The sequence below is a fragment of the Mesorhizobium sp. M00.F.Ca.ET.216.01.1.1 genome (assembly GCF_004010325.2).
In the GTDB taxonomy this organism is placed as follows: Bacteria; Pseudomonadota; Alphaproteobacteria; order Rhizobiales; family Rhizobiaceae; genus Mesorhizobium.
The window spans coordinates 23,554-47,001 of the sequence record NZ_SADR02000037.1 but is presented as its reverse complement, the minus strand read 5'-3'; the positions used below and the strand labels follow the sequence as shown (position 1 = coordinate 47,001).

Below are 23,448 nucleotides of genomic sequence, written 5' to 3'. Positions count from 1 at the left end.
GTCTACAACCGCCGACGGCTTCACTCAGCACTCGGCTATCTCAGTCCAATGCAATTCGAGGATCCACACACCCGGCAAACGGTCAAATCAGCGGCCTGACCCTGTCCGGCCCGAGGGGCCCACTCCAATCCAGGGTCCCGATTGCGAGCCGATTGACACCTTGGCAGTTTCAGTCGTGGCCAAGGCGCTTACTCGTGAGGAGCCTGTCCCCGCGCGAGCATGAGATGATGTTCCTGATGGTGCATGCCACGAGCCATCACCCCAAAGAACCCGAGTCCCCTGAGCATTGCGCGATCGGCCGCCGTCGGTAGTACGGTCAGCTCGGTACCTTCACTGATCTCTGAAGCGTTGAAGTGCCATCCGTCAACACCGTCCATGGCGCTTGCATGCGCGGCGACCATTCGGCGGATGGATTCTTGAACCGGCCCGCGGCCGGTAATCTGAAAACGCACTCCGTCTTCAATCTGCTCGCCGGTTACGATCGACTTGAGCGTCACGTTGTCCATGTCGACGAGATGTTCTCGCAGAGCATCTATCTTCACCTTCGACCAATCCGTTGCCGGGTCAGCTTCGAGGATCTCGACGATCTCCTGAATGGCAGCGAAAGCAGCTTGCCCCGGCTCAGAAAGTGCTGATCCATCTTGGTGGTGCGCCATCGCTTCATTTGGCCGATGACCGTCCGGCGTTTGCGCCAGCGCGGCGTAGGGAATCAAAAGGCAGGCGATTGCGGCGAGTGCGCGAGTCATTTCAAATCTCCATTCCATCGCACTCTACTTGCCATATCGCTCAAAGCGTCGGACATGATAGCGATCATGTCTGACTTGATCGCAGCTGTAACTCGCCTGCCTGGCCGCGAACTCCGCTTCGCCGTCGGCGAAACGCTGTTTCATCTGGGTGACCGTGTGCGCCTTCTCCACATAGTTCGCGAGGGCTCAGTGCATCTCATTCGCCATCAAGAGGATGGATCCGCGCTCGTGCTCCAGCGTGCCCGCAAAGAAGCAGTCCTTGCGGAGGCTTCTCTGTGGGCGACCACCTACCACTGCGACGCGCGTGCCGAGACCGCTGCAGTGACGTGGGTGGTCGGGCGCGACGAGGTGCGGAGGCAGATCGCCGGCGACCCGATACTGGCGGCGGCCTGGGCCGGTCACCTCGCGCTCGAGGTGCAGCGTGCGCGACTGCGCGCAGAGATCCTTTCCCTGAAGACGGTTGCAGCCCGCCTTAACGCGTGGCTAACGTGGAACGGATCTCTGCCTCGCAAGGGCGAGCGGTCGTTTTTAGCCCTTGAGATCGGCGTCAGTCCCGAGGCGCTCTATCGGGAGATCGCAAGGCGGCGACGCGCTTGATGCAATCCCAAGCCATCGAAATGATAGCGCATTGCTTTCAAGAGGACTGGTCGGCGAAGTTTCGTTTTGCGAACAAGCCTCAACCAGCTGCGGGGAAGTGAAGTCTGCATCGTAGACCGTCCGCCTCGTAACGGAGTTCGGTAGTGCCCATTTTCATCGACCGTGGCGCGCCATTCTACGCCAGAGCACGCTATGGTGCGCCGGCGGCGCCGTCTCTGTGCTGCCGTTCGACGGTCAGGGCGCCTCCGGCGACGTAGTGTAGGACCTGGCGTAATCTCAACCACTACATCTTCGGATTCCGCGACTTCACCTTCGAATGTGTCGCCGAATCCCTCATCGTTGAGGCAAGAGGTATCAATGGAGACTGCGATGCGGTTAAACGGAGAGGTGCGCCAGGACTGCGGGCAACAGGGCATCCGCCGCGCGTTCCGCGGCATCCACCCCTAGGCCAAAGGTCCCATCAATGGCCAACCGGGCAAATCCGTGAACAATCGACCAGCAGGCGATCGAGGGTGCCATGCGCGGATCGCTGTGTTCAAGCTCGGGTGCGTCTTCGCCTCGCACGAGACGGTCCATCGCAGCGAAGGCCCGATCACCTGCGCGGCAGCGTTCGGGGTCGTTCATGTCCAGCAGCGCGACGCGCCACATAAGATCGAAACGTGCGCGCTGCTCGAGCGCGAAGCGGACGTAGGCAGCACCCTGGCCGTGGATGCGCGTCATGCGATCTGCGGAACAGTCTGAACTCGCGGCCTCGAGCCGGTCGGCGAGTTCGTCGAACGCCAGCGTCGCGATCGCCGTCAGCAGGGCCCGAACGTCGCGGAAGTGATGTTTGGGGGCCCCGGATGACACGCCGGCGCGGCGCGCGGTTTCACGCAGGCTGAAACCTTCGACGCCCTTCTCTGCGAGAAGGCTTTTCGCAGCTCCCAGCAGGGTGGCGCGGAGGTCGCCGTGATGATAGCCGCGCGCCATCTTGACACTGGGTAGATTGGGGTTCATAAGACAATCTATGCACTGAGTAGATCCAAGGGGCAAGGCATTTGGATCCTCGTTTCGCGTTCAGTACTGCTAGCACCATCGCCATGCTCGGCTGGCTTGGACTGCTGACATCGCTGTTCGTCCCGATTGCACGGGACGCCGTGTGGCGCACCACGCGTTTGTTCATCCCGGCGCTGTTTGGCGTCGCGTATGTGGTGTTGATCTGGCAAGGCTGGAGCAATGCGGTCGGCGCCGGATTCGGTTCGATTGAGCAGGTGCGCGCGCTGTTCGCGGTAGATGCAGCGCTCGTTGCAGGCTGGCTCCATTATCTCGCCTTCGATCTCTTCGTTGGGAACTGGATCATCGAGGACGGGCTTACGCGGAGGATCAACCGTTTTGCGCTGATTCCGTGTCTGGGACTTACCTTCCTGTTCGGCCCGGCGGGGCTCCTTCTCTACCTGGGGCTGCGGCTCTTGCCTCCACAGGAGGCGACGTGATGGCCACGACGCTCACCGCTCTCCCAACCCGCATGGGAATTCTCAGCGAATGGCTACGCCGGCAACCGGCATTGACCCGCTTCGGCGGGGCGCTCCTGCTGCTCCTCGTGCCCGTCCTCGCCGCCTCGATGATAGATCCCCGAACTATCAATGGCGTCAGCGTCTGGGCCAAGCCGGCCAAGTTCCTGTTCTCGATCGCGGTCCATGTGCTGACCTTCGCCTGGTTCATGGGCTATGTGCGCCCCAATCAGCGTGAGACGCCGCTGATGCGTCGCACGGTGGCCGTCCTGATCGCCGCCAACATCTTCGAACTCGTATGGATCGGCTGGCAGGCTGCGCATGGCCTACGGTCGCACTTCAACAACGACACTCCATTCTATGCGGTCATGTATGCGGTGATGGGGGCGGCCGTTCTGCTGATCGTCGGTGCGAACGTGCCGCTCGCCTGGAATATCTGGCGGCGACCCGCGGACGGTCTTAGGCCGGAATATCGAGCCGCAGTCATCGCCGGCCTGCTGTTGACTGTCGCGCTGGGCGGCGGGTTCGGGATCTATATGAGCCAGCAGACGGGCCACGCGGTGGGTGCCGATGTCGGGCATTTGCCTGTCTTCTCGTGGAATCGCATGGGCGGCGATCTTCGGGTGGCGCACTTTTTCGGCATTCACGCCGAGCAGGTGATCCCGCTGCTGGCCTTGTTCGTCGCTCGCCTCAATCTTCCCGCACGATGGGTCGCGATTTCGGCGGGGTCGGCCGCCTATGCGACCCTGACCGTGGCGACCTTCGTCCAGGCGCTGCAAGCGCGACCCTTTCCGTTTTGAAGGCACGGCGCCCGCCCCAAATTGCTGCGCATGGAACTCGCCGCGGATCTCCACGCCTTGATCAACTCGGTGAAGGTTGGCGGTCGCTTGGAAGAGTATACCCGCTAGCGCCAAGTCGCAGAGCGCCGCAGATTGACCGATTGGAGCGCGTGGCGGGTTGCGGAATCATAGTAGAACGGCGCAGCAATAGTGCCCATTTTCATCGGCCGTGGCGCGCGGGACGAGAGTCGAACCTACTGTCTATTCGAACGCAAACGAATGTCTGCTTTCCTGGACTCGCTCCTGCGAAGCCGCCAGTCCGTTCACGGCCCCAATCAAGACTTTGATATCTCGGTGCCGACGGTCGACTCCTGGCGCAACTACGATGTCCAGGGTGATCGCTGGCAACGTCTGCTATCGGGCAACAGCAAAGATAACGTCAATGGCCGACATTGGGGCGCAGTCCCGACGTCCAGATGGTCCAGATGGCGAACCGCCGGACCGGCCCGAGAACTCCCAACGGCGCGCTTGAGATCACCCGCGCGCGGCTCTACTAGTCCGAAAACCTCACGCTCACGCCGCGCTGCCGAAAATAGGCCTGCATCAACTTGCGCCCCGAGCGGTTGTTCTGCGCCAACTTGGTCGGATCGAACACCGCCTGTTTTATCCCTTCTCGTGTCAGTGCCGCTTTAAGCGTCGCGATATGTGCGTCGATGTCGGCATTGTCCGCCCGGAGGGAGGCATAGATACTTTCGGTCGCCTGGGCCACGGTCGGTTCGCTCACAGGTGTCGTCCTTTGGTTGGTTGAGCGGCGGCTTACCACAGATTCGCGGCTCCGCCGATACCGATGAGACCGTCAATCGTCTCTACCGGGATAGCAGGTTCCTGGCGCGACCCGACCCCCAGTTGGTCGCTGGAGATGTCTGCTTTCTGGCAACCGCAAAATTGGACTCTAGGTCCAAGTTTGGGCGCAAAGCCGCCCAGGCGAACTTTGCCTGAATCGGGACCGCTGCCGGACCGTCTGGCTTGGATCCAAAAGAGCTGCAGGCTGCCGTTCGGCCGTGACCGCCATGTGCCCGGTTTTCTTGTGGGCTACGCCGCAGCCGATCTTCGAAGGGCTGGTCGTAATCACGTCGTCAATATCGCTCAGCGCGGGCCGGTGAGACGCGTAGACGATAATCGAGGAGAAAGGAACCGCCATCTCTCCCAAGTTCTTACGGACGAACGCGGATGACCGTCTTCCCCGTGTGTCGCTCGCTCGCGTTGAAGGTTGCAACGGCCTCGTCGAGGGCCGAAACTTTGCCGATGTTCGTCCGCAGTCGTCCGTCCCGCACCCGCTGGACGATCTGACTCAGTTGGGCGCGATCGGACTCGACAACGAAGTCAACCGCCAGGCCGACTGCGGGCCGCGCCTCGGCCGGGCCGACGACGGTCACCAGCGTTCCTCCGGCCCGGATCAGAGCTGCGGACCGCTTCTGGATGTCCCCGCCGATGACATCGAACACCAGATCGATGCTGCCGATGTCTTCCAGTGCGTCGTTCTCGAGATCGACGAATTCATTTGCGCCGAAGTCGAGCGCCTTCTGTCGGTCGGCGGCGCGTCCGGTGCCGATGACATAGGCACCGGCCTCCCGTGCGAGTTGCGTCACCATCGAACCGACCGCGCCGGCCGCGCCATGCGCAAGGACGCTCTGCCCCGCCTGAAGACGGCCGTGCTGGAATAGTCCCTGCCACGCGGTAAGGCCCGAGATTGGCAAGCTCGCGCCCACCGTGAAGTCGACTTCGCCTGGCAGCGGCGCGAGGTTGCGTGCCTCTATGGCTATATATTCCGCGAGCGTGCCATCGCGATACCAGTCCGCGAGACCGAACACCCGCTGTCCCACCGACAGTCCTGTCGTGCCATAGCCCAGGGCAGCGACCACTCCGGCCAGCTCGTGTCCAGGGATCGACGGCGTACGCTCCTGGTCGCGGCGGTCGGTCCAGGTCGAAGGCCACTCCAACTCGGTCGGGACGAAGCCCGACGCATGAACCTGAACGACGACGTCGTTTATCGCTGCCTGTGGCTTGGGCCGCTCCACCAGTGTCATGCCGGCCGTTCCCGCAGACTGGTTCGTCACAATGATCGCTTTCATGGGTGTTGTCTCCTCAGAGATTTGTTGGTTCAGGGTAAATTGCGGGCGTGGAAGGGTCTTTTCGATCTCACGCAACCAGTTATCGGGTCGACGCCTTCCGCGACGACCTTGATGTCGAATAGCTGTGTGATGTCGACGAGACCGCTGCTCGGGTTCCTCGGAGCTGCCGCGCCGCGAACCCAGCATTTTTTGTGAACTTCAACCGCGCGACGGTGGCGGGCGCTTCATAGTCAGAAGCTCCGTCACATCATTCAGATCATCTGCCGATGAGATGGCAATCGTCAGCCATTTCCCGTCGATGTATGTTTTGGCTTCGTCGTAAAGCTTGACCAATTGCGGGCGCCAGACATAACGCCGCTCCTCAAACTTCTCTCGTTCTGCTCCGCCCATGACCACGACAGCCGAAAACCGCCGATATTCCGGCACTAAGGTGCAGAACGCCTTGGTTTTCTTGTAGCGCAAGGACCAACCGCGGTTCTTGCCACCGTAGAGCCAGTCGGGCGCGAAAACTCCAGGGTAGAATTCATCGATCCAGTTCCGCAGCTCGGCCCAACGCTCGAACGCCTCTGGTCCGATCCATTCGCGGACGGCGCCGTCATCGGGTGGTGCTGATTTGTCGGTGACCCTTTCGCCGATTTGGGGAAGCGTATTAGTAGGTAAAATCATCAGAAGACCTCATGTTCATAGCCCGGCGGAGGCCGGAGGATTATGGTGAGGGCGTGCCAAGAGCTTGCGGCGTGCCCTTAGGGCACTCCCGGTGCGACTCTCCCCGAAGCAGGGGCCCTCTACCGGTACCTGAGAGCACTGCGGGGCGACCATCGACGCCGCGAAGCTTCCCATGTCCGTCAGATCGATCGCCGCCAAAGCCTTCTCCCTCGCTAATGCAGCCTGGTTATGATCAAAGGAGGCAGTGGCCTGAATGGGAAGGAATTGCAGGTTTTTTAGTCCAATGGAGTTCAACGCCAACGTCAGGTAGGGAGTGAGAAAATCCGGTTGGTTGGGTCGGTCGCCGGTAAAGATGCCGCCGGAGGCGACACCGATAAACACCGGACGGTCCCGAAGCATTCCCACCTTCCCGGCGGGCGTCGACTTCATCGTGCGACCGACGCGTAAGATCTGGTCGATCCACGCTTTGAGGACCGAGGGAATGGTGAAGTTGTGCATGGGTGTTCCGATGACGATCACATCGGCCGCTTCGACTTCCTGGATAAGCGCCTCAGAACAATCCAGAGCGCCCTTCGGCGGGGCAGCCAAGGTAGCAGGCGACGACAGCGCAACCGCGTAGTCAGCCGCGGCGTGAGGCAAGGGGTCAGCCCCTAAATCACGCCGACTGACACGCGCCCCGGGCGCAACCTCGAGGAGCCTTTCGACGATCGCCGCCGAAAGCTGGCGGCTATGCGATTCTTGTCGCGGACTAGCATCAATATGGAGGATATTCATGTGATTGTTCCAATGGCTTTACGAGGTTGCGACAGAACCGAGCTCAGATCGAGCCGGCCGGCGCGACGGCGGGAAAGTCCTTCTCGTGATCGAACACGTTGTTGAAGAAGTTCGTCAGGGAATACATCGCGACCAGCGCGACAATCTCAATGACGTTCGCATCCGTGTAGCCGGCATCGCGGACGGCTTTCACATCGGCGTCGCCGACCTTGCCGCGGGTCTCGATGACTTTGCGTGCAAACTGGACAGCGGCGTCCCGCTTCGGATCGCTGGCACGACCCTTCCGAGCGAGGATGATGTCATCTGCCGGTAACTTGGCCATATGCTCAGCCGTAAAGCTGTGAACCGTCAGGCAGTAGTCGCAGCCGTTCACTTCGGAAACAGCGAGGCCGATACTGTCCCGCGTTTTCACGTCGAGCGTTTTGCTCAGGGAGCCGAGCAGGGTGGCCCAGGAGTTGAACGCGATCGGGCTCTGCGCGAAGGCCGCCATCATATTTGGAGTGAACCCGATATTCCTGGTGAACGCATCGAGAGTCGGTTTCGATTCGGCCGGCACTTGGTCAGGCTTCAGAGCAGCAGTTCTTGCCATCACAGTCTCCATAAGTTGTTGAGTTCATTGGGAATTATGCGAATTCAAGCACATCGGCCACCGGCATGCGCGGCTTCTGCGGCCAATTGCCAGCTCGCTCCGGACCGACGGTCAGCAGCATCACCGGCACTTCGTCTTCGGCCAGCCCGAACTCGCGGTGCACGGCTTCAGCGTCGAAACCGATCATCGGCGTCGAACCCAGGCCCAGCGAGCGGGCCGCATAGATGATCGCCGCGGCGCCAAAGGTCGCGGAGCGTACCGCCTCGTCGCGCTGCCGCTGCGGCTGATCGTCATACAGCCCACGCGCAGGGATTTCCCATTCCGGCACCAGGTGCGCCGGCATGATGCCGGCTTCCACCACCGGCGCCAGACGGTCGGGGACGGTACTGGCATCGGCCAACTGGCCGATGATGATGAAGGTAATGGCCGCGTCGGTGATCGCGGGCTGATTCCAGGCGATCGGACGCAGCCGTGCCTTGGCCTCAGGCGTGCGCACGGCGATGAAGCGCCAGTTCTGCAGGTGGAAGGATGTCGGCGCGGACGTGCCGATACGCACCAGATCGCGGATCTGGTGGTCACTCAGGCTGGCAGCAGGGTCGTAGTACTTGGCGGCGCTGCGACTCAGGATCATTTCGATGACGGCGTTCGTCTCGAAAGCGTTTTCGCTTTTCCCGGTATCCCCGAAGATTTCGGCGGCTACGCGGGTTGCGGGTCCGGTGGTGGCGAGGCTGATGCAGTTCATTGGGTGGCTCCTTCATCAAGTGATTACGGAGCCCAATTTACGGGGATGAGTGATGATTTCGAGACTGATTTAGCTCAATATGATGCGCGAAAGGATCAAACTGCGCCTTCCGGAACCCGGACCGCGCGTCTTACTCGCCCTTGTGCGCCAGTCGCCGCCACTCGCCCGGCGTCATCCCCATCCTTTCAGCGAAGACATGCCGGAATGCCGAAACGGATTGGTACCCAACGGTCTCGGCCACGGCCTCAGTGCTGATCGCTGGCTTCTTCAACTCGTTTGCGGCCAGACTCATGCGGAGATCGGTCAACAAATCGAGGGCGGAGCGACCCAGCTTGTCCTGAAACTGGCGCATGAACGTGGCTCGTGACATGCCGCACAAATCGGCCAGATCGGGCAGCTTCCAAGGCCGTGCTGGATCGGCGAACATCGCCGCAATGGCTGGAGCAAGGCGTGGATGGCCGGCCAGGGCCAACAAGCCCTCTGGGGCTTTTCCAGATTGGCTCGCGGCGCGCAGGACCAATGTGAATAGTGCCGAGGAAAGCGCGTTGAGAATGGCGCGTCCTCCGGCCCTGTTGCCGGCGGACTCCGTTCGCATCAGCCCGACCAGACTGGCCAGTTGGTTGGAAGCAGACTCAATCTCCTCTTCTGCGTGGCCGTCCATAGACCGCGCCACCAGAGTCGTGGGCAGGTAGTTGCGGATCAGCCGATCATGGGGCGGCGCAACGAAAAACCGCCCGCACAGCAGATCCAGTTGCTCACCCTGGCTGTCGTTTTCGCTCAGCATCCATCCGGCAGAGCCCAGGCTTTCGTGCGTCCGGATGGGCGTTTGCCCGCTACCGTCGTGCAGCGCATGCGCCGCGCCGTGAGGGAGCAATACGATATCTCCGCTCACCAGCTCCTGCGCCGTTTTCGACTCCGGATCCTCGAAAATGGCCCGACCTTTGACTACCACGTGGTAGGGAATTTCATTCGCGGCAGCCCTGCTCCAGGCAATGCGCCACGGCGCACCGTAGGCGCAGCGGACCTCGAGCTGGCCGGTAACGGTGATGATTTGCAAGAGATGGCTAAGCCAGTCCACTTCAGACATTGGACCCCGAAAACCGGAAATGCTGAAACATCTTATCGTAATTGCGCATTGGTTCTACTGGTCGCCCACGTTCCAAACCTGGCTCCGTACCGGGCCTAGGGCGCGTACTCATAAATCATCGGTGATGTCCGCTTCGGCCCGACACCGCTTTTGTGCAACCGCGGCAAATGTCGCGATGCGCCAAATCCGGACTCGTGCGCCGCAGCGAAGCGGATCGCTATTGGCGAGCGAACCTTGGTGGTTCGAGCACCGGCAGCGGCCGAGGGTTAACTCGGCCGCGGCCACGTTAGCAAAGGCTCTTAGGGGTGCGCCGACTTCAGCGCGCGCTCCCCGCTTTCGGGCGCGTTGAGCACCAAGGTGACGAGGAGAACCGCAGCACCGTTCGCCCAGTAGTACCAGGCGTCCAGCCCCTGCAGGCCGAGCACGAAGGGCACGGCGACGAAAGTAATGCCGACGAGGCGGTCAACCGCGACATGCAGCCCATATGGCAGCACTCGGACTACACCGGTCTTGTGATTGGTGAACAGGGTCAGAATGAGAGCGGCGACGCCGGTTGCGACCGACACCCAGAGCGCCAGCGGATTGGCATGGCCGAGTCCGAGCAGGAACGGCGTTGCCATCAGGCTCAGCGCGACGGGATAGTCGAGGAAGGCGTGAACGGTCTTTGTGACGAAGCGAATATTCATGGAACTTCTCCGGTTGATCAAGGACTGGGGACTTGCACACCGCTCATATGGAAGACTATGGGTGACGCTTGGTGCCAATAATTTTGCTGATCGTCCCGATGGACCCCCTTCGCTGCCCTGTTCGCCCACGTAACGCCGACGGCCCGGACGTTCTTCATCGGGAACCTGTGTCAGACGTTGCAGTTCACTGGTGTGGGCTATTTGCACCTGTTCAAGGCAGGCGCGCTCACGGTCACCCAGGACGGACAAGCCGACCTCGAACTCGTTGAGCCGACCCTGCTGTTTTTGCCGCGCGGGCGGACCCACAGTTTCGCGGTTGATCCCGAGCGCGGAGCCGACCTTGTATGCGCGACCGTCGAACTCGGGGGTGCGGAGGGCAACCCGATTGGCCAGGGCCTGCCTGAATGTGTGGTCCTGCCGCTCGCTGCTCATCCGGCGCTGGGCCCGGTTTGTGATCTGCTGGTCGGCGAAGCCTTCTCCGAAGCTGGTGGCCGCCAGGCGGCGCTCGACCGGCTGTTCGACTATCTCCTGATCCTAATCGTGCGTCACGTCGTTGAGAGCGGCGCCATTTCGACCGGCGTGCTCGCCGGGCTCGCCGACCCACGCCTGGCCAAGGCGCTGACCGCGATGCACGAGGCCCCGAAGAAGCCTTGGAAGCTTGAGGATCTGGCCGACGTTGCGGGCATGTCACGCACGCGGTTCGCCGATCATTTTCGGACGCTGGTCGGCCTGACGCCCATTGAGTACCTGACGGTCTGGCGCATGACGATCGCGCGCCAGCTTCTCGGCAAGGGCAAACCGGTCAAGAGTGTCGCGGCGCAGGTCGGCTACGACAGCGCGGCCGCCTTCTCGCGCGTGTTCAGACGGGTGACCGGGCAGCCGCCGCGCGAGTTCGACGCGCTCCGGGATGGATCTCGCTAGTCGATGAACTCGGCACTAAGCGTCCGTTAAACCAGCTTCCAACCATTCAGACAATTGGGAATGCCTCAGCACGGCATAAACGATGGCCATTCGGCAAGCGACGCACCGCGCCCTTGACGAGTTGTGGCAGACCGGCACCGTCTCATGGACTGGCACGACGTCTGGTCCGAGAATGGGCGATACCTCGCCGGGGTGACGACGGCGCGCGCCGTACTTTTCGCTGCCGTCACTTTCGGCATCATGTTTCGGATCGAGGGTCGCGCCGCGCTGGCGGCGGTCATGCGGCGGCGGCGTAGTTCCGAAAGGGAACGCCATTTTTGCCCCTTCTCCGTGTCGGAGGAACAGTTCGTGCTGCCGGCAAAAAGCTTCCAGCGCCCGCCGCCGGTTGGAAGCGTTTGGTAACGGCGCCGAGTAAAAACAGGCACTTAGCCTTAAAGGCGCGTTAAAGACCAACGTTTGCAGCGCAGCTAAATGACGCGATGGGCCATTCCGGATGCTGCGTGCCTTCCGCGTCGCGCTCCATCGCCGCTGAGAACCCAGCGACATCTGCGGCCATGATGGCTGCGAGTCAGGCGCGTGGGTGTCATTCGGGTAGACCTGAGGCGCGCATTGCTTCGATAAGAGGTCCCGCGAGCACCGGCACGCAACCGATGGCGGAGCACTGACCGGTGCTGCTGAAGTTGGGTTGAAGTTGTATCACGCGCTCGGCAGCCGCTTTCGCATCTTCCATTCGACCGAGTTTAGCAAGCGCCGCTGCCAGGAACATGTGGGAGACACTGAAACCTGGTTTGCTACGAATGGCCCGTTGCGCTGCCACCGCAGCATCTTCATAGCGCCCCCGAAGAAAGTGACCCATGCAAACGCCGTGCAGCGCCGCCGTAATCCACGGATCGAGCGGACTAAGGCGGATGCCCCGCTCGCCCCAGTCGATTGCACGCTCGGCTTCCCCTCCCCAGCCCAGAATCAACGCGCCCCAAGAATATGCCCACGCTGCCGATGGGGAGATTGCAAGAGCGGCCTCGAACGTCTCCTGAGCCAAGGTACGGTTATGTTCGACTAGACCAATCGCGATTGCGGCATAAACAAGCGCTGGTGCATCGTCGGGGCCAAGCGCCACTGCAATATGCGCGTGCCGTATCGCCGCTCTGCGATTGTCTTCACGCCTTCCCGCTCGGAGATACAGTATCTCATTGCAAAACGCCGTTTGGCCGTGCGCAAGCGCGTAGTTCGGCTCAAGTAAAAGTGCGCGCTCAAGGAGTGGCACTGCCTGCGACGCGCCTTCCGGCATTCCAGTATCCACCAAAGGGGTCGCACGTAGCACAAGGTCGTAGGCGTCGAGATTTTCCGGCCGTTTGCGCTTGGCGCGTTCAATTTCGGCTTGGCGCACGCTGGGCTCGATTGCGGCGACGGTGCTTAGTGTAATCTCATCCTGCAAGGCAAAGATGTCATCGACGGCGCGGTCGTAGCGATCTGCCCATATGTGTGCGCTGGTCTCCGCGTCAATGAGCTGGGCTGTGATCCTTACTCGTCCGGTCGCCTTTCGCACGCTCCCTTCCAACACGTAACGAACACCTAGTTCCCGTCCAACTTGCCTGATGTCAACGGACCGTCCCTTGTATGTGAACGTTGAATTGCGGGCGATCACGAACAGCCATTTAAAACGGGACAGCGCGGTGATGATGTCTTCCACCATACCATCAGCAAAGTATTCCTGTTCTGGATCACCGCTCATATTCTGGAAAGGCAACACGGCAATGGAGGGTTTGTCAGGGAGCGATAGAGGCTTGAAAATCTCTTCGGATCGAATTGCGACCACACCGACAGTTTCACCGAGCCCAGTCGCTGCGTACGTCCTCACCGGCTCTTCGATGTTCTTGACCTGCTGTGCCCCAAGATCAGTGAAGGCGATGGGCAGAACCTTTCTGACTTGCCCATAGGTCTCACCAGAGACGCAAACGCCTCCCGGTTGCGCCAAGGCTTGCAACCGCGCGGCGATGTTCACGCCATCGCCGAACAGATCGCCAGCGCGTACCATCACGTCTCCCACGTGAATGCCGATACGGAAGTTGATGCGTTTATCAGATGACAGCCCGGCATTCGCTTCACCCAAGGCGGCCTGCGCTTCCACCGCGCACTGCACGGCATCCACAGCGCTCCCGAACTCCGCAAGCACACTGTCCCCCGCCGTGTTCGCGATGCGGCCCCTGTGATCCGCAATGGCCTTGTCGAGGATCGCACGGCGCTCGGTCAGCGACTTGAGCGTGCCGACCTCGTCAGCACCCATCAGTCGGGAATAGCCTTCAACGTCAGCCGCGAAGACCGCCACCAGCCGTCGCCGGACATCGCTTGATTCCACCACTGGGTGCCCCTAGGTGCGCCGAGGTATTTTGGCGCAAGCGGCGGCTCAGTCAATCGATCGCCGCGACCCGGCACCAGAAAATCTCCGCTTTGGGTCATTCGCGACCGGGTCGAGCAACTGGCAAATCCGGCCAAGTCCGCTATGGTGAAGGTTTTTCGATGCGGGCCGCGGCGTGACGGTGGCGAGTGAGGCTGTGTCGGCCCGCGTTGAAAAACCTCGCAAGGAGGAAGCCGCGGGGGGCTGGGTGGAGCCTATGGGGAAAGCGTGCGGCTGCCGTTGGCCAAGGTGGCTATCGCTGGGAGCGTCAGCTGCAAATAGGCTGCCTCAAAGGCTTGCGATGACACGATCGGGATTGGGGTGGCAGCCTTTCGTAGGCTCGCATCGGCGCTTTTGCGGTGTGGGGCGTTGCTTGAGGCAAACCGGCGCCACCCCGGACCGCATCGCAGATCCAGGCCGGCTTTGGCCGATGTGAGGTGCATTTCGTCATGCGGCATCCTTTTGTGGCGGTGCGCGAGTTGCCGGGCGCTGGCCGCGGCGGAATATCTCGACGATGCGCATCGGGCCACCGCAGTCCGGGCATGGCTGTCTGAGGGTGAGCGGGATGATCTCGGCGCTTGGCGCTTTATCCTGCGATGGCGCTTCCGCCCCGAGCAGTTTCCTGATCCTCGCGACATTGGCCTTGCGGCCTGCTGCGGCCAGCAGGCCGTAATGGCGGATGCGGTGGAACCCGTCGGGCAGCACGTGAATCAGGAAGCGGCGAATGAACTCGTCGGTGGCCAGCCGCATCACCTTCTGACGGTCACCGTTCTTGATCCGGTAATCCTTCCAGCGGAAGATGACCGCCTCGGCATTCGCGCTGATCGGCGGCTGTTCGAGATCGCCACGCGATGGGTGTAGCGACTGAGATAGGCCAGCACGGCCTCGGGACCGCCGAACGGGGGCTTGGCGTAGACGACCCATTCGGATTTGCGTAGCGGCGCGAGCCAGGCGGCGAAGGTGTCAGCCTGTGCAAGCCCGGCCAGATCCCCGAAGAAGGCCAGATCGCCTGATCGATGCATCGCTATCAAACCTTCCAGAAAGAAACGTCGGAACAGCCGGGACAGAACCCGCACGGACAGAAAGAACCCGGGGCGGCAGGCGATCCACCGCGTGCCATCCGGCGACAGTCCACCGCCAGGCACGATGATGTGGACATGCGGGTGATGCGTCAGCGCCGATCCCCATGTGTGCAGAACGCTGGTCATGCCGATCCGTGCGCCGAGCCGCTTGGGATCGGCCGCGATCGTGGCCAGCGTCTCGGCCGATGCCCGAAACAGCAGGTCATAGACGGCCTTCTTGTTCCAGTAGGCGATCTGCGCGATCTCGGCAGGCAGGGTGAAAACTACGTGGAAATATTCCACCGGCAGCAGATCCGCGGCCCGCGCAGCCATCCAATCCCGCGCCGCAGGTCCTTGGCACTTCGGACAGTGCCGGTTCTTGCAGGAATTATAGGCGATGTGGTTATGCCCGCACTTGCTGTGCGTGCGGATCGTCGTGGCGAACGATCCTGTCACCACGGTGTTCTGCTGCGCGGGAAGGCCCTTGCCGACGCCCTTGTCGACAATTGGCTGCCGCAGCACATCGCCGCTCGGGCCGAAGGTTTCGATCATGCCGCCACGCAGAAGCATGACGCGGTCGCAGGCTGCGGCGATCGACGGTCGATGCGTTATCACGACCACCGTGACGCCCGCCGCTCGCGCGGCCGCTGTTGAAACATTCCAACTGCCGGTTGGTAGGCGCGACACAGCCGGCAGCCTAAGATTTTCACGATCCGCGCACCGGGCGAAGCCCGTCCAACCCCGCTCTCGGTGAAAGCTTGATACCCCGTCGCTCTCCTGTGCGGCGGGGTTTTTTGTTTCTGTATGGAAAACTTGCACGGGCAGTACATTCGCCTCCTGCAGCATTCGTTCCTGTGAACCAATGCTGCGAGATCGGTGTTCCCTCCCGATCAGCCCGCGTCCTTCCCCTCCGTGGGGCGCGGGCTTCTCTCGTTCATGGAACCGAAACGATCAAGGCTCTTTGGACGTCCAGCCCCTGTGTGTTGGCACCGAGCAAGGCCTGTTCAGCCTCAATGGCATCGGGCCGACAGCCACAACCAAGCCACCTCAATCAACCTGCATTGGATCGATCGCGATTCAGACGGCGCTCGACCCGGCGGCCGTAAAAGGACATGGAAAAACAACACACAAAGAAAACAAGCATCGCAAACACGTAGCCCTCCTTCACGTACCCGATCCAGTTGGGGTCCTTTGAAGCAAGGGTTACCGCACCAAGCAAATCAAAGACGCCGATCATTGTTACGAGGGTCGTGTCCTTGAAGAGCTCGACCGCCGTGTTGATGATTGCAGGAAGCGCTTGCCTAAACGCCTGTGGCAATAGGACAAAAATCTGCACGTCAATCCATCGAAGTCCGAGTGAATAGGCTGCTTCCTCCTGTCCCTCAGGCACACTTTGCAAGCCACCGCGCACAACTTCCGCCATATAAGCCGAGGTAAACAGAGTGAGAGCAACTATTGCGCGCACAAGTCGATCGATCGAAACGCCGTCAGGCAGGAACAGAGGCAGCATTACCGCCGACATGAATAGAATCGTCAGCAGCGGCACAGCACGCCATAGCTCGATGAACCCTACCGATAGCAGTCGAACGATTGGCAGAGTAGATCGACGGCCGAGCGCAAGCAGTGTTCCAAGGACGAAAGATCCAACCAATGCTATGAATGTCATCACGACGTTCAGCATCAATCCGCCCCAGAGATCGGTGGGAACGAACGGCAGCCCCAGGGTGCCACCTATAAGAAGCACGCATGCCACTGCGGGATACCCGATTACAAGTCCTAGCAGCCAGAGCCCACGCCGCTTCACATGCTGCCGGATGACGGGAATGATGAGGATCGCAAGGAGTATAGCCGCAACATTGACACGCCACAGTTCCCCTGCTGGATAGTGCCCGTAGATGAAGGTGGCTAATCTTACCTTGATAAAGGTCCAGCAAGCCCCGTCCCCGGAGCATGCTGACTTGGAATTGCCCCCGATGCTCGCGTGGGTAATCGCCCAGTCGATGAAGCGAGGCACCGTTAGGCCCAGTAGAATCAACACCGACAAGGTGAGGATTGTGTTGGCGAGAGAACCAAAAAGATTGCGCCGAAGCCAGTTGCTGATGCGACTACGAAGCCCCTTTGAGCCCTCTTGGGTCAAGCTCGTCGGATCCATCGGTCGCGTCATCGAACTCGTTGACGCCGCCGACGAGGTAGTCGGTGATGCCTTTGGCCGCTGCTCCAATAAGATTGCCATGCTCGGTGCTCCAACGTTCAGCGGACGACCATGGCCACTCGGCCATTGTACCAGTTCATAAATGCAGACGCAGCCAGATTGATTGTCAGAAATACCACCATCACTAAAATGATTGACTCTACTCCCCGATCAGATTGGCTCAGGACCGTGCCGAGGACGATCTGAAATATCTCTGGGTACGCAATGAACGCGCCGAGTGAGCTGCTTTTAATCAAGTTGAGATACTGGTTCGTCAGCGGGGGCACCATCATGCGCAAGGCTTGCGGCAGGACGATTAGAAAGAGGACCTGTGTGAACTTCAGCCCGAGGCTCACCGCCGCCTCGCGCTGCCCTTTGGGCACAGCCTCAATTGAGCCCCGCACAATCTCCGCAATGAATGCGGCCGAGTAGATCGTCAAACCCGCCCAAAGTATGACCAGTTCCGGCGGAATGGCAGTGCCGCCGGCGACATTGAATCCCTTCAGCGCGGGCCATTCAATTCGCTCAACCCCAGCCACCCAAGAACTGAGCGCCACCAACGGCAATACCAATGCTTTAACGCCGATACGTCGCTGACGAATGCGGAGCCGCCAGACAATCGGGGTGGCAACCAAGGCGGCGAGCACAAAAGATGACAGCAGCGCCCCATTTGCATTCATGACGGCAAACGGCAAGTAAACGCCGCGGGCGTTCAGCAATATCCCCCCCGGGACATCAATGCTTTGCCGAGGTGGTGGCAATGACTGCAGGACCGCTACGTACCAGAACACAATCTGCACGACTTGGGGCGTATTGCGGACAGCCTCTACGAAAGTCAGTGCAACGTTTCGGACCAGCCAATTGGCCGAGAGCCGCATGATGCCGACCAACAGCCCTAAAAGCGTCGCTCCAATGATACCCATGACCGAAACGAGCAAGGTGTTTAAGACGGCAACGATCAAAGCTCGGCCGTAGGTATCAGAATCCTGCCAAGATATCAGATGGAACGGAATGTCAAAATTGGCTGAGTTTGCAAGAAACCCGAAGTCCAATGACATATTCCTGCGAGCAAGATTCGCTCCACCTGTTGCGATGAGCAACCAAGCGACGATCACCAGGGCTGCCAGTAAGACCCACTGGCCGATAACTGCCCGCGATGACGGTCGCCTGATCATTTTGATCCCCGACTTAGCCAGTCAGTACCAAGATGCGACGTACTGCAATCCACCCTTGGTATAGAGTTCATTCAGGCCGCGGGGTAATTGCAACCCTTTGGAACCAAAATACTCATCGTAAACTTCAGCGTAGTTGCCCACGCCTTTTACGATCTGGTACGCGAAATCGTTGTTGAGACCAAGCGCGCCGCCGAGCTCACCTTCGACACCAAGGAACTTCTTGACCTGAGGATCGGTGGATGTCGACTTGAGCTCGTCCACATTGGCCTTGGTAATGCCGAGAGCCTCGGCCTTGAGCATTGCTCCGTGTGTCCACTTAACAATGGTGGTCCATTGATCATCATCGTACCGGGTAAACGCCCCTTGCGCCTGGCTCGAAATTGTCTCCGGCAGAATAACCCAGTCCTCCGGCACTTTCATGGTCGAACGCGCCGCAGCCACCGAACCGCTGTCATCCGTGTAGCCATCGCATCGTTGTGCATCGGCTGCCGCAAACGCCTCTTCCGGCTTATCAAAGAGCAACGTGTTGATTTTGATTTTCATCGCCCGATTGTAATCGGCAATGTTGGTTTCGAGCGTGGTGCCCGTAAGCACGCAAATCGTGGCGCCGTCCAATTCCTTGACGTGGGACACTCCAAGCGACTTGCGCGCCATGAATGTCTGGCCCGTGTAGAAGTTCACAGCTGGTTCCATGAGGCGCAATTGTGAATTACGGGCCAGTGTATATTCAGAATCGCGGACAAGAACGTCAATTTCGCGGGACTGCAACACTGTGAAGCGGACCTTTGAGGTCGTTCCGATGAACTTGACCTTTTGCGGATCGCCGAGAACCGCTGCCGCGATCGCGCGGCAATACGAAACGTCGAGACCCTTCCACTCACCCGACGAATCCTGAAACGCAAAGCCTGGCATGCCTGTGTCAACGCCACAAATCAGCTCGCCGCGCGCTTTGACCGCGTCGAGCGTCGCACTTTCACTCGCCGCCTGACTCGCGGTGACTGACCCAGTAAGGCCCGCCACAATGGAGACTAAGGCAGCATATTTGACGATATTTCGGGTCATCATCTTACTTCCTTCTTACAACGTTTCGCTGGGTCCAGTCGCATTTGGAAAGCATCCCATCGGACCATAGGGATTGCTAAATTTTGAAATCTGGTATGACCTAACTGGCCTTACCAGATAGGCAGGAAAGAGGAATATTGTCAATTGTTAATATGCCGAGGCGCGCCGCCGCACCTCAGCGATCCAGCTTGACTCACGACCAGAAGGCTGGTTCACTGGACTTACCATTCTGGATATACCAGATTGGATGTTCAGCGGTGGCGTTTGAAGCAGGCTCCCGATCTTCATTCGACAGAGGCGCAGCAACTCGCCAAGCCAGCCTGAGCGCGATTTGCAGAAAATTGCGCGATTCCAGCCAGATGAGGGTCAAACGAATGCACCTTGTACAATTTGCCTCCGAAACCGGAGAGCGTCGCGTCGGTATAGTGGACGGTCAGCAGGTACAGGTGCTGAAGCGATCGCGCACAGTCTATGAACTTGCCAATGAGTCGTTGTCGAGGTCCTCTACACTCGCGGACCAGGCCCAATCGCAAGTCGGAGCTGAGCGAGCTGACTACAATGAAATAATTGCGGAAGGCCGTCTCCTGCCGCCCGTTGACCACCCCGAACCCGCACGCTTCTGGATCACCGGCACTGGTCTCACTCACATAGGGAGTGCGGACGCCCGGGACAAAATGCATGAGATCGCCCACGGCTCTGACGAAGAACTTACTGACTCGATGAAGATATTCAGAATGGGCCTTGAAGGAGGGAAGCCTTCATTCGGCGAAGTAGGCGTTCAACCGGAGTGGTTTTTCAAAGGCGTGGGAACCTGCGTTGTTCCACCGGAAGCGGCTCTACCAATGCCTTCGTTTTCCCTGTCGGGAGGAGAAGAGGCCGAAATTGTGGGTCTTTACTTGATAGGGCCGGACGGAAATCCCTGGCGGCTGGGATTTGCGCTTGGAAATGAATTTTCCGACCAAACCACCGAAGCCCTGAATTACCTCTACCTGGCTCATTCAAAGCTCCGCTCATGCTCCATCGGCCCTGAGCTTCTCGTTGGTGACCTACCCGCTGATATTCGCGGCAAATCACGCATTCTTCGTAAGGGGCATGTGATTTGGGAAGGAGAATTCCAGAGCGGTGAAGACAATATGTCCCACTCGGTCTCCAATCTGGAGCACTACCATTTTCGATATCCGATGTTCAGACGGCCAGGTGATCTTCACGCGTATTTTTTCGGCGCTCCTGTGCTGAGCTGCGCCTCTGGTGTCCAGACTCAAATTGGCGACAAGTTCGAAATTGATGTCCCGGATCTAGGCAGGCCATTGCGTAATACGTTGGCAACGGCCGTCGACGAGTCCTTTGAGCTGCGCAGCCTTTAGCTGTTTGTCGGCGATTGATTGCGGCCGGCATCGAGGTTTTGTCTTGCGGCAATAGGTTGGATTCGAACCGCGGCAATGTAGATACACTTCAATCCGTTATGGATCTATTATGACCCAATCCATCTCACCAACTATCATTCTGCATTCATCAGATAACGTAGCTGTCACGCGCCGGCCGCTCGCTTGCGGAGATGAAGTCGGACATTCAAAGCTACTCGCGAGAGATACGGTGCCTCGTGGGCACAAAATAGCAGTCGAGCGTATTCCCACTGGCTGCGCCATTCGAAAATTCGGGCAGGTGATCGCCTATGCGAGTGAAGATATCGCGCCCGGAGCACATGTCCACGTGCATAACGCAGTTATGCGGGACGTTTCCCTACAACATGAGTTCTGCGTAGATGCAAGCGCCCCGGAAATTGTTCCCGCTTCGCAGCGGGCGCGGTTTAACGGCATACCGCGCCCTTCGGGCAAAGTCGGCACCCGCAATTACATTGCAATCATATCGTCCGTGAACTGCTCGGCCACCGTCTCCAAGGCAGTTGCAGATCATTTTCGTCAAGAACAGCGATTGAGTGCATATAAAAATGTAGACGGAGTCGTCGCGTTTACGCACGGGAGTGGCTGTTCTAGCAATGGCTACGCGGAAGGCTACCACTATCTGACACGAACACTTGCCGGATACGCGAGCAATCCAAATATTGGCGGCGTCGTTATGATTGGCCTAGGTTGTGAGACAAATCAGATTTCACTTATGCTGGATGAGCATAAGCTACAAGAAAATCCGACGCTCGGAACGTTTAACATTCAAGCATATGGAGGAACCCGCAAGACGGTGGACTCTGCGATTGATCGCGTCGGCACTATGTTGCATGAGGTCAACCGTTTTGCGCGGACGTCATGCTACGCGTCAGATCTGGTGTTGGCGCTGCAGTGTGGCGGCTCCGACGGATATTCTGGAATTTCTGCCAATCCGGCGCTTGGCTATGCGGCGGACCTGATCGTCAAACAGGGTGGCACCGCGGTCCTAAGCGAGACGCCTGAAATTTATGGCGCCGAGCATCTCTTGACGCGGCGAGCTGCAACACCGGGCGTTGCGCAGGCGCTGCTTGAACGAATCGAGTGGTGGCGCGACTACACGCAGCGGAACAATGCGGAGCTCAATAACAACCCTTCGCATGGCAACAAGGCTGGCGGTCTGACAACCATTCTTGAGAAATCACTCGGCGCCGTGGCAAAGGGCGGCACAACGCGGCTCAATGCTGTCTACGAATTTGCGGAACCCATCACCCAGAAGGGCCTGGTGTTCATGGATACCCCAGGCAATGATCCTGTCGCGGTGACCGGACAGGTGGCCGGAGGGGCTAACTTGATTGGTTTCACGACCGGACGCGGGTCAACCTCCGGCTTTAAGCCTGCGCCCTGCATTAAGATTGCCTCCAATACGCCTATGTATGAAAGGATGTCAGATGACATGGACATTAATTGTGGGGAAATCATAACCGGCGAGGAGAGCATCGAACAGGCGGGTCAACGTATCTTCGATAAGATGCTCGCAGTTGCTTCTGGAGAAAAGTCGGCAAGCGAGAGGTATGATTATGGGAACAATGAATTTGTTCCTTGGACGATAGGGGCGGTCATGTAGCAGGTGAATGATCGGAGACACACTTCAGGTATCGCCATCGATGCCTGTAGGGCTCGGCCCAGAATGTGGTTTGTGACGCCGTCCGGCTGTTCTGGGCCTCGCCAGTAAGACGAGTTCTGAGGCCGTGCTCGCCTTGGTTGTCCCATGCGGTGCAGCTCAGTCGATAAGCCCCGATCGAGGTGTGCTCGCAGTCGCTTGACGATAATATCGGTCAGGCTTACTTCAATGCGCCGCAGCCGGTCCTCGCGGCGGCAACAGAAGTGTTAACCTGTCTATAACAGGCCCTCTGATTATTCAAAACCGAGCCCCTTCAACGAGCCCTTTTAGGAGAACAATACCGTTGGAAACGCGCCGGAGTTATCAAGTGCTCGCCCGCAAGATCGAGGAGCTGATTCTCAGAAAGTATGAGATCGGCGATCGCCTCCCTGGTGAACGTGACTTGGCAAAGAAATACAAGGTCAGCCGTCCGACCGTTCGCGAGGCGGTCGTCAGTCTCGAGCTTGCCGGACTGGTTCACGTGCGGACCAACAGCGGGACCTACGTGGCCAACTCCATGCCCCAAGCTTCTGACGATCCTGGCGCTCCGCCATTCGAAATATTGCGGGCGCGAATGATTCTTGAGCCTGAGGTAGCCGCGCTAGCCGCAGAGCATCACATCCAAGCCGACCTAGAAAAGATGGAGGCGGCGACTGAGCAGATGCGCTTGGAACACATTCAGAATGCGCCGACAGAGAAGGGCGATAGATTGTTCCACTGCGCGGTGGCCAAAGCGTCCGCCAACACTGTCCTTATGGAACTTATAGAGGTCTTGTGGAGTACCCAGCAGAAGAGTCGAATGTGGCTCCGAGCCGACGAATATGGACGGACAAAGGAGATTCGCCCGTTGTGGGTCGAAGACCATCTCGCTGTCCTCTCGGCGATCAAAGAACGCGATCCGAAGGCTGCAAGGGCGGCCATGACCGATCACCTCAGGCATATTTGGCAAATACTTCTGGATGCCGGATCAAAGTAATGACCTTCGGGTTCATGCACAGTGTGTTTGCATCGGACCCCGTCCTTGGATCTGATAACTCTTTGTTTCAAAAGCAGTTTCTCAGATTCTCGGGGCCGATGCACCCCTCACTTTGAGATATTCAGGCTAGCGTCCGCTTGGCCATCTCAATAGCCTGCCCCTTCCGGACGTGCACCGGTATTCTATTCATAGGTACGTCTCACCTCGTGTATTGGAGCCGATACCAGCTGAGTACGACTACGTGTCGCCGGCCGTTCAACTTCTTTTGCCCACTTTGCTTCCCCTAGAATGGCATATCCAGATTGGTCAGTCCAGTTCCGTTGAGCTGCAGAGAGCA

Annotated in this window: 22 protein-coding genes and 1 pseudogene; 8 read left to right on the top strand and 15 right to left on the bottom strand. The window is 59.3% G+C overall.

Going from position 1 to position 23,448, the window contains the following annotated elements; translation table 11 throughout:
• Positions 1 to 188: 188 nt before the first annotated feature.
• Positions 189 to 746 (bottom strand): hypothetical protein, encoded by a 558-nt coding sequence (locus EN859_RS31975; protein ID WP_127856546.1) that lies wholly within the window; start codon positions 744 to 746, stop codon positions 189 to 191.
• A 66-nt stretch (positions 747 to 812) separates the two neighbouring features.
• Between EN859_RS31975 and EN859_RS31970 the strand changes: the two genes are divergently transcribed.
• Positions 813 to 1,343, top strand: a complete 531-nt coding sequence (locus EN859_RS31970) for a Crp/Fnr family transcriptional regulator (protein WP_245525807.1) — start codon at positions 813 to 815, stop codon at positions 1,341 to 1,343.
• A 375-nt stretch (positions 1,344 to 1,718) separates the two neighbouring features.
• Here EN859_RS31970 and EN859_RS31965 read toward each other — a convergent pair whose 3' ends face one another.
• Complete coding sequence (locus tag EN859_RS31965; RefSeq protein ID WP_127856548.1) at positions 1,719 to 2,339, bottom strand: TetR/AcrR family transcriptional regulator; 621 nt, start codon at positions 2,337 to 2,339, stop codon at positions 1,719 to 1,721.
• 41 nt (positions 2,340 to 2,380) lie between these two features.
• Here EN859_RS31965 and EN859_RS31960 point away from each other — a divergent pair, with 41 nt between their 5' ends.
• On the top strand, positions 2,381 to 2,815 hold the full coding sequence (locus EN859_RS31960) for an abscisic acid-deficient protein Aba4 family protein (RefSeq protein ID WP_281015649.1): 435 nt from the start codon (positions 2,381 to 2,383) through the stop codon (positions 2,813 to 2,815).
• On the top strand, positions 2,815 to 3,633 hold the full coding sequence (locus EN859_RS31955) for a hypothetical protein (protein ID WP_127856550.1): 819 nt from the start codon (positions 2,815 to 2,817) through the stop codon (positions 3,631 to 3,633). Before EN859_RS31960 ends, EN859_RS31955 begins: the two co-directional genes overlap by 1 nt.
• 532 nt (positions 3,634 to 4,165) lie before the next feature.
• Here the strand turns inward: EN859_RS31955 and EN859_RS31950 are convergent.
• From EN859_RS31950 to EN859_RS31915, 8 genes are all read right to left on the bottom strand, one after another.
• Complete coding sequence (locus tag EN859_RS31950; protein ID WP_095488311.1) at positions 4,166 to 4,396, bottom strand: hypothetical protein; 231 nt, start codon at positions 4,394 to 4,396, stop codon at positions 4,166 to 4,168.
• Positions 4,397 to 4,826: 430 nt separating this feature from the next.
• Positions 4,827 to 5,744 carry an NADP-dependent oxidoreductase gene (locus tag EN859_RS31945; protein WP_127856551.1) on the bottom strand — a complete coding sequence of 306 codons (918 nt, stop codon included), beginning with the start codon at positions 5,742 to 5,744 and terminating at the stop codon, positions 4,827 to 4,829.
• A gap of 198 nt (positions 5,745 to 5,942) precedes the next feature.
• Complete coding sequence (locus tag EN859_RS31940; protein ID WP_127856552.1) at positions 5,943 to 6,410, bottom strand: DUF3788 domain-containing protein; 468 nt, start codon at positions 6,408 to 6,410, stop codon at positions 5,943 to 5,945.
• A 15-nt stretch (positions 6,411 to 6,425) separates the two neighbouring features.
• Entirely contained in the window at positions 6,426 to 7,184 is a 759-nt protein-coding gene (locus tag EN859_RS31935) for an NAD(P)H-dependent oxidoreductase (protein WP_127856553.1), read from the bottom strand.
• A gap of 43 nt (positions 7,185 to 7,227) precedes the next feature.
• A complete protein-coding gene (locus EN859_RS31930) occupies positions 7,228 to 7,773 on the bottom strand; it encodes a carboxymuconolactone decarboxylase family protein (RefSeq protein WP_127856554.1) in 546 nt (181 codons plus the stop codon).
• A 34-nt stretch (positions 7,774 to 7,807) separates the two neighbouring features.
• Positions 7,808 to 8,404 carry a nitroreductase family protein gene (locus tag EN859_RS31925; RefSeq protein ID WP_127856579.1) on the bottom strand — a complete coding sequence of 199 codons (597 nt, stop codon included), beginning with the start codon at positions 8,402 to 8,404 and terminating at the stop codon, positions 7,808 to 7,810.
• 241 nt (positions 8,405 to 8,645) lie between these two features.
• Positions 8,646 to 9,602: an AraC family transcriptional regulator gene (locus EN859_RS31920; RefSeq protein ID WP_127856555.1), complete on the bottom strand. Its 957-nt coding sequence runs from the start codon at positions 9,600 to 9,602 to the stop codon at positions 8,646 to 8,648.
• A 299-nt stretch (positions 9,603 to 9,901) separates the two neighbouring features.
• Positions 9,902 to 10,288 carry a hypothetical protein gene (locus EN859_RS31915; RefSeq protein WP_127856556.1) on the bottom strand — a complete coding sequence of 129 codons (387 nt, stop codon included), beginning with the start codon at positions 10,286 to 10,288 and terminating at the stop codon, positions 9,902 to 9,904.
• Between the two features lie 117 nt (positions 10,289 to 10,405).
• On the opposite strand from EN859_RS31915, the gene EN859_RS31910 reads away from it, so the two are divergent.
• Entirely contained in the window at positions 10,406 to 11,209 is an 804-nt protein-coding gene (locus EN859_RS31910) for an AraC family transcriptional regulator (RefSeq protein ID WP_127856557.1), read from the top strand.
• 144 nt (positions 11,210 to 11,353) lie between these two features.
• Positions 11,354 to 11,611: a hypothetical protein gene (locus EN859_RS31905; RefSeq protein WP_127856558.1), complete on the top strand. Its 258-nt coding sequence runs from the start codon at positions 11,354 to 11,356 to the stop codon at positions 11,609 to 11,611.
• A gap of 181 nt (positions 11,612 to 11,792) precedes the next feature.
• Here EN859_RS31905 and EN859_RS31900 read toward each other — a convergent pair whose 3' ends face one another.
• From EN859_RS31900 to EN859_RS31875, 5 genes and pseudogenes are all read right to left on the bottom strand, one after another.
• Positions 11,793 to 13,535 (bottom strand): adenylate/guanylate cyclase domain-containing protein, encoded by a 1,743-nt coding sequence (locus EN859_RS31900; RefSeq protein WP_281015648.1) that lies wholly within the window; start codon positions 13,533 to 13,535, stop codon positions 11,793 to 11,795.
• A gap of 516 nt (positions 13,536 to 14,051) precedes the next feature.
• A pseudogene (locus EN859_RS31890) lies at positions 14,052 to 15,064 on the bottom strand (IS91 family transposase); the annotation flags it as partial.
• A 652-nt stretch (positions 15,065 to 15,716) separates the two neighbouring features.
• The gene (locus tag EN859_RS31885; protein WP_210237735.1) at positions 15,717 to 16,898 is read right to left on the bottom strand and encodes an amino acid ABC transporter permease; all 1,182 of its coding nucleotides are present in this window, start codon (positions 16,896 to 16,898) and stop codon (positions 15,717 to 15,719) included.
• Positions 16,899 to 16,915: 17 nt separating this feature from the next.
• Positions 16,916 to 18,031 (bottom strand): ABC transporter permease subunit, encoded by a 1,116-nt coding sequence (locus EN859_RS31880; protein ID WP_127856559.1) that lies wholly within the window; start codon positions 18,029 to 18,031, stop codon positions 16,916 to 16,918.
• 21 nt (positions 18,032 to 18,052) lie between these two features.
• A complete protein-coding gene (locus EN859_RS31875) occupies positions 18,053 to 19,093 on the bottom strand; it encodes an amino acid ABC transporter substrate-binding protein (protein ID WP_127856560.1) in 1,041 nt (346 codons plus the stop codon).
• Between the two features lie 374 nt (positions 19,094 to 19,467).
• Between EN859_RS31875 and araD1 the strand changes: the two genes are divergently transcribed.
• From araD1 to EN859_RS31860, 3 genes are all read left to right on the top strand, one after another.
• Positions 19,468 to 20,457: an AraD1 family protein gene (gene araD1 / locus EN859_RS31870; protein ID WP_127856582.1), complete on the top strand. Its 990-nt coding sequence runs from the start codon at positions 19,468 to 19,470 to the stop codon at positions 20,455 to 20,457.
• Between the two features lie 109 nt (positions 20,458 to 20,566).
• On the top strand, positions 20,567 to 22,099 hold the full coding sequence (locus EN859_RS31865; protein ID WP_127856561.1) for an altronate dehydratase family protein: 1,533 nt from the start codon (positions 20,567 to 20,569) through the stop codon (positions 22,097 to 22,099).
• A 340-nt stretch (positions 22,100 to 22,439) separates the two neighbouring features.
• Positions 22,440 to 23,111, top strand: a complete 672-nt coding sequence (locus EN859_RS31860; protein ID WP_127856562.1) for a FadR/GntR family transcriptional regulator — start codon at positions 22,440 to 22,442, stop codon at positions 23,109 to 23,111.
• The last annotated feature ends 337 nt before the right edge of the window (positions 23,112 to 23,448 follow it).

Coding starts and splice junctions, on each gene's coding strand:
- EN859_RS31865 (WP_127856561.1), top strand. CDS start 20,567: ATGACCCAATCCATCTCACCAACTATCATTCTGCATTCATCAGATAAC.
- EN859_RS31965 (WP_127856548.1), bottom strand. CDS start 2,339: ATGAACCCCAATCTACCCAGTGTCAAGATGGCGCGCGGCTATCATCAC.
- EN859_RS31885 (WP_210237735.1), bottom strand. CDS start 16,898: ATGGCAATCTTATTGGAGCAGCGGCCAAAGGCATCACCGACTACCTCG.
- EN859_RS31935 (WP_127856553.1), bottom strand. CDS start 7,184: ATGAATATCCTCCATATTGATGCTAGTCCGCGACAAGAATCGCATAGC.
- EN859_RS31945 (WP_127856551.1), bottom strand. CDS start 5,744: ATGAAAGCGATCATTGTGACGAACCAGTCTGCGGGAACGGCCGGCATG.
- EN859_RS31955 (WP_127856550.1), top strand. CDS start 2,815: ATGGCCACGACGCTCACCGCTCTCCCAACCCGCATGGGAATTCTCAGC.
- EN859_RS31905 (WP_127856558.1), top strand. CDS start 11,354: ATGGACTGGCACGACGTCTGGTCCGAGAATGGGCGATACCTCGCCGGG.
- araD1 (WP_127856582.1), top strand. CDS start 19,468: ATGCACCTTGTACAATTTGCCTCCGAAACCGGAGAGCGTCGCGTCGGT.
- EN859_RS31875 (WP_127856560.1), bottom strand. CDS start 19,093: ATGACCCGAAATATCGTCAAATATGCTGCCTTAGTCTCCATTGTGGCG.
- EN859_RS31970 (WP_245525807.1), top strand. CDS start 813: ATGTCTGACTTGATCGCAGCTGTAACTCGCCTGCCTGGCCGCGAACTC.
- EN859_RS31925 (WP_127856579.1), bottom strand. CDS start 8,404: ATGATCCTGAGTCGCAGCGCCGCCAAGTACTACGACCCTGCTGCCAGC.
- EN859_RS31940 (WP_127856552.1), bottom strand. CDS start 6,410: ATGATTTTACCTACTAATACGCTTCCCCAAATCGGCGAAAGGGTCACC.
- EN859_RS31975 (WP_127856546.1), bottom strand. CDS start 746: ATGACTCGCGCACTCGCCGCAATCGCCTGCCTTTTGATTCCCTACGCC.
- EN859_RS31930 (WP_127856554.1), bottom strand. CDS start 7,773: ATGGCAAGAACTGCTGCTCTGAAGCCTGACCAAGTGCCGGCCGAATCG.
- EN859_RS31920 (WP_127856555.1), bottom strand. CDS start 9,602: ATGTCTGAAGTGGACTGGCTTAGCCATCTCTTGCAAATCATCACCGTT.
- EN859_RS31880 (WP_127856559.1), bottom strand. CDS start 18,031: ATGATCAGGCGACCGTCATCGCGGGCAGTTATCGGCCAGTGGGTCTTA.
- EN859_RS31915 (WP_127856556.1), bottom strand. CDS start 10,288: ATGAATATTCGCTTCGTCACAAAGACCGTTCACGCCTTCCTCGACTAT.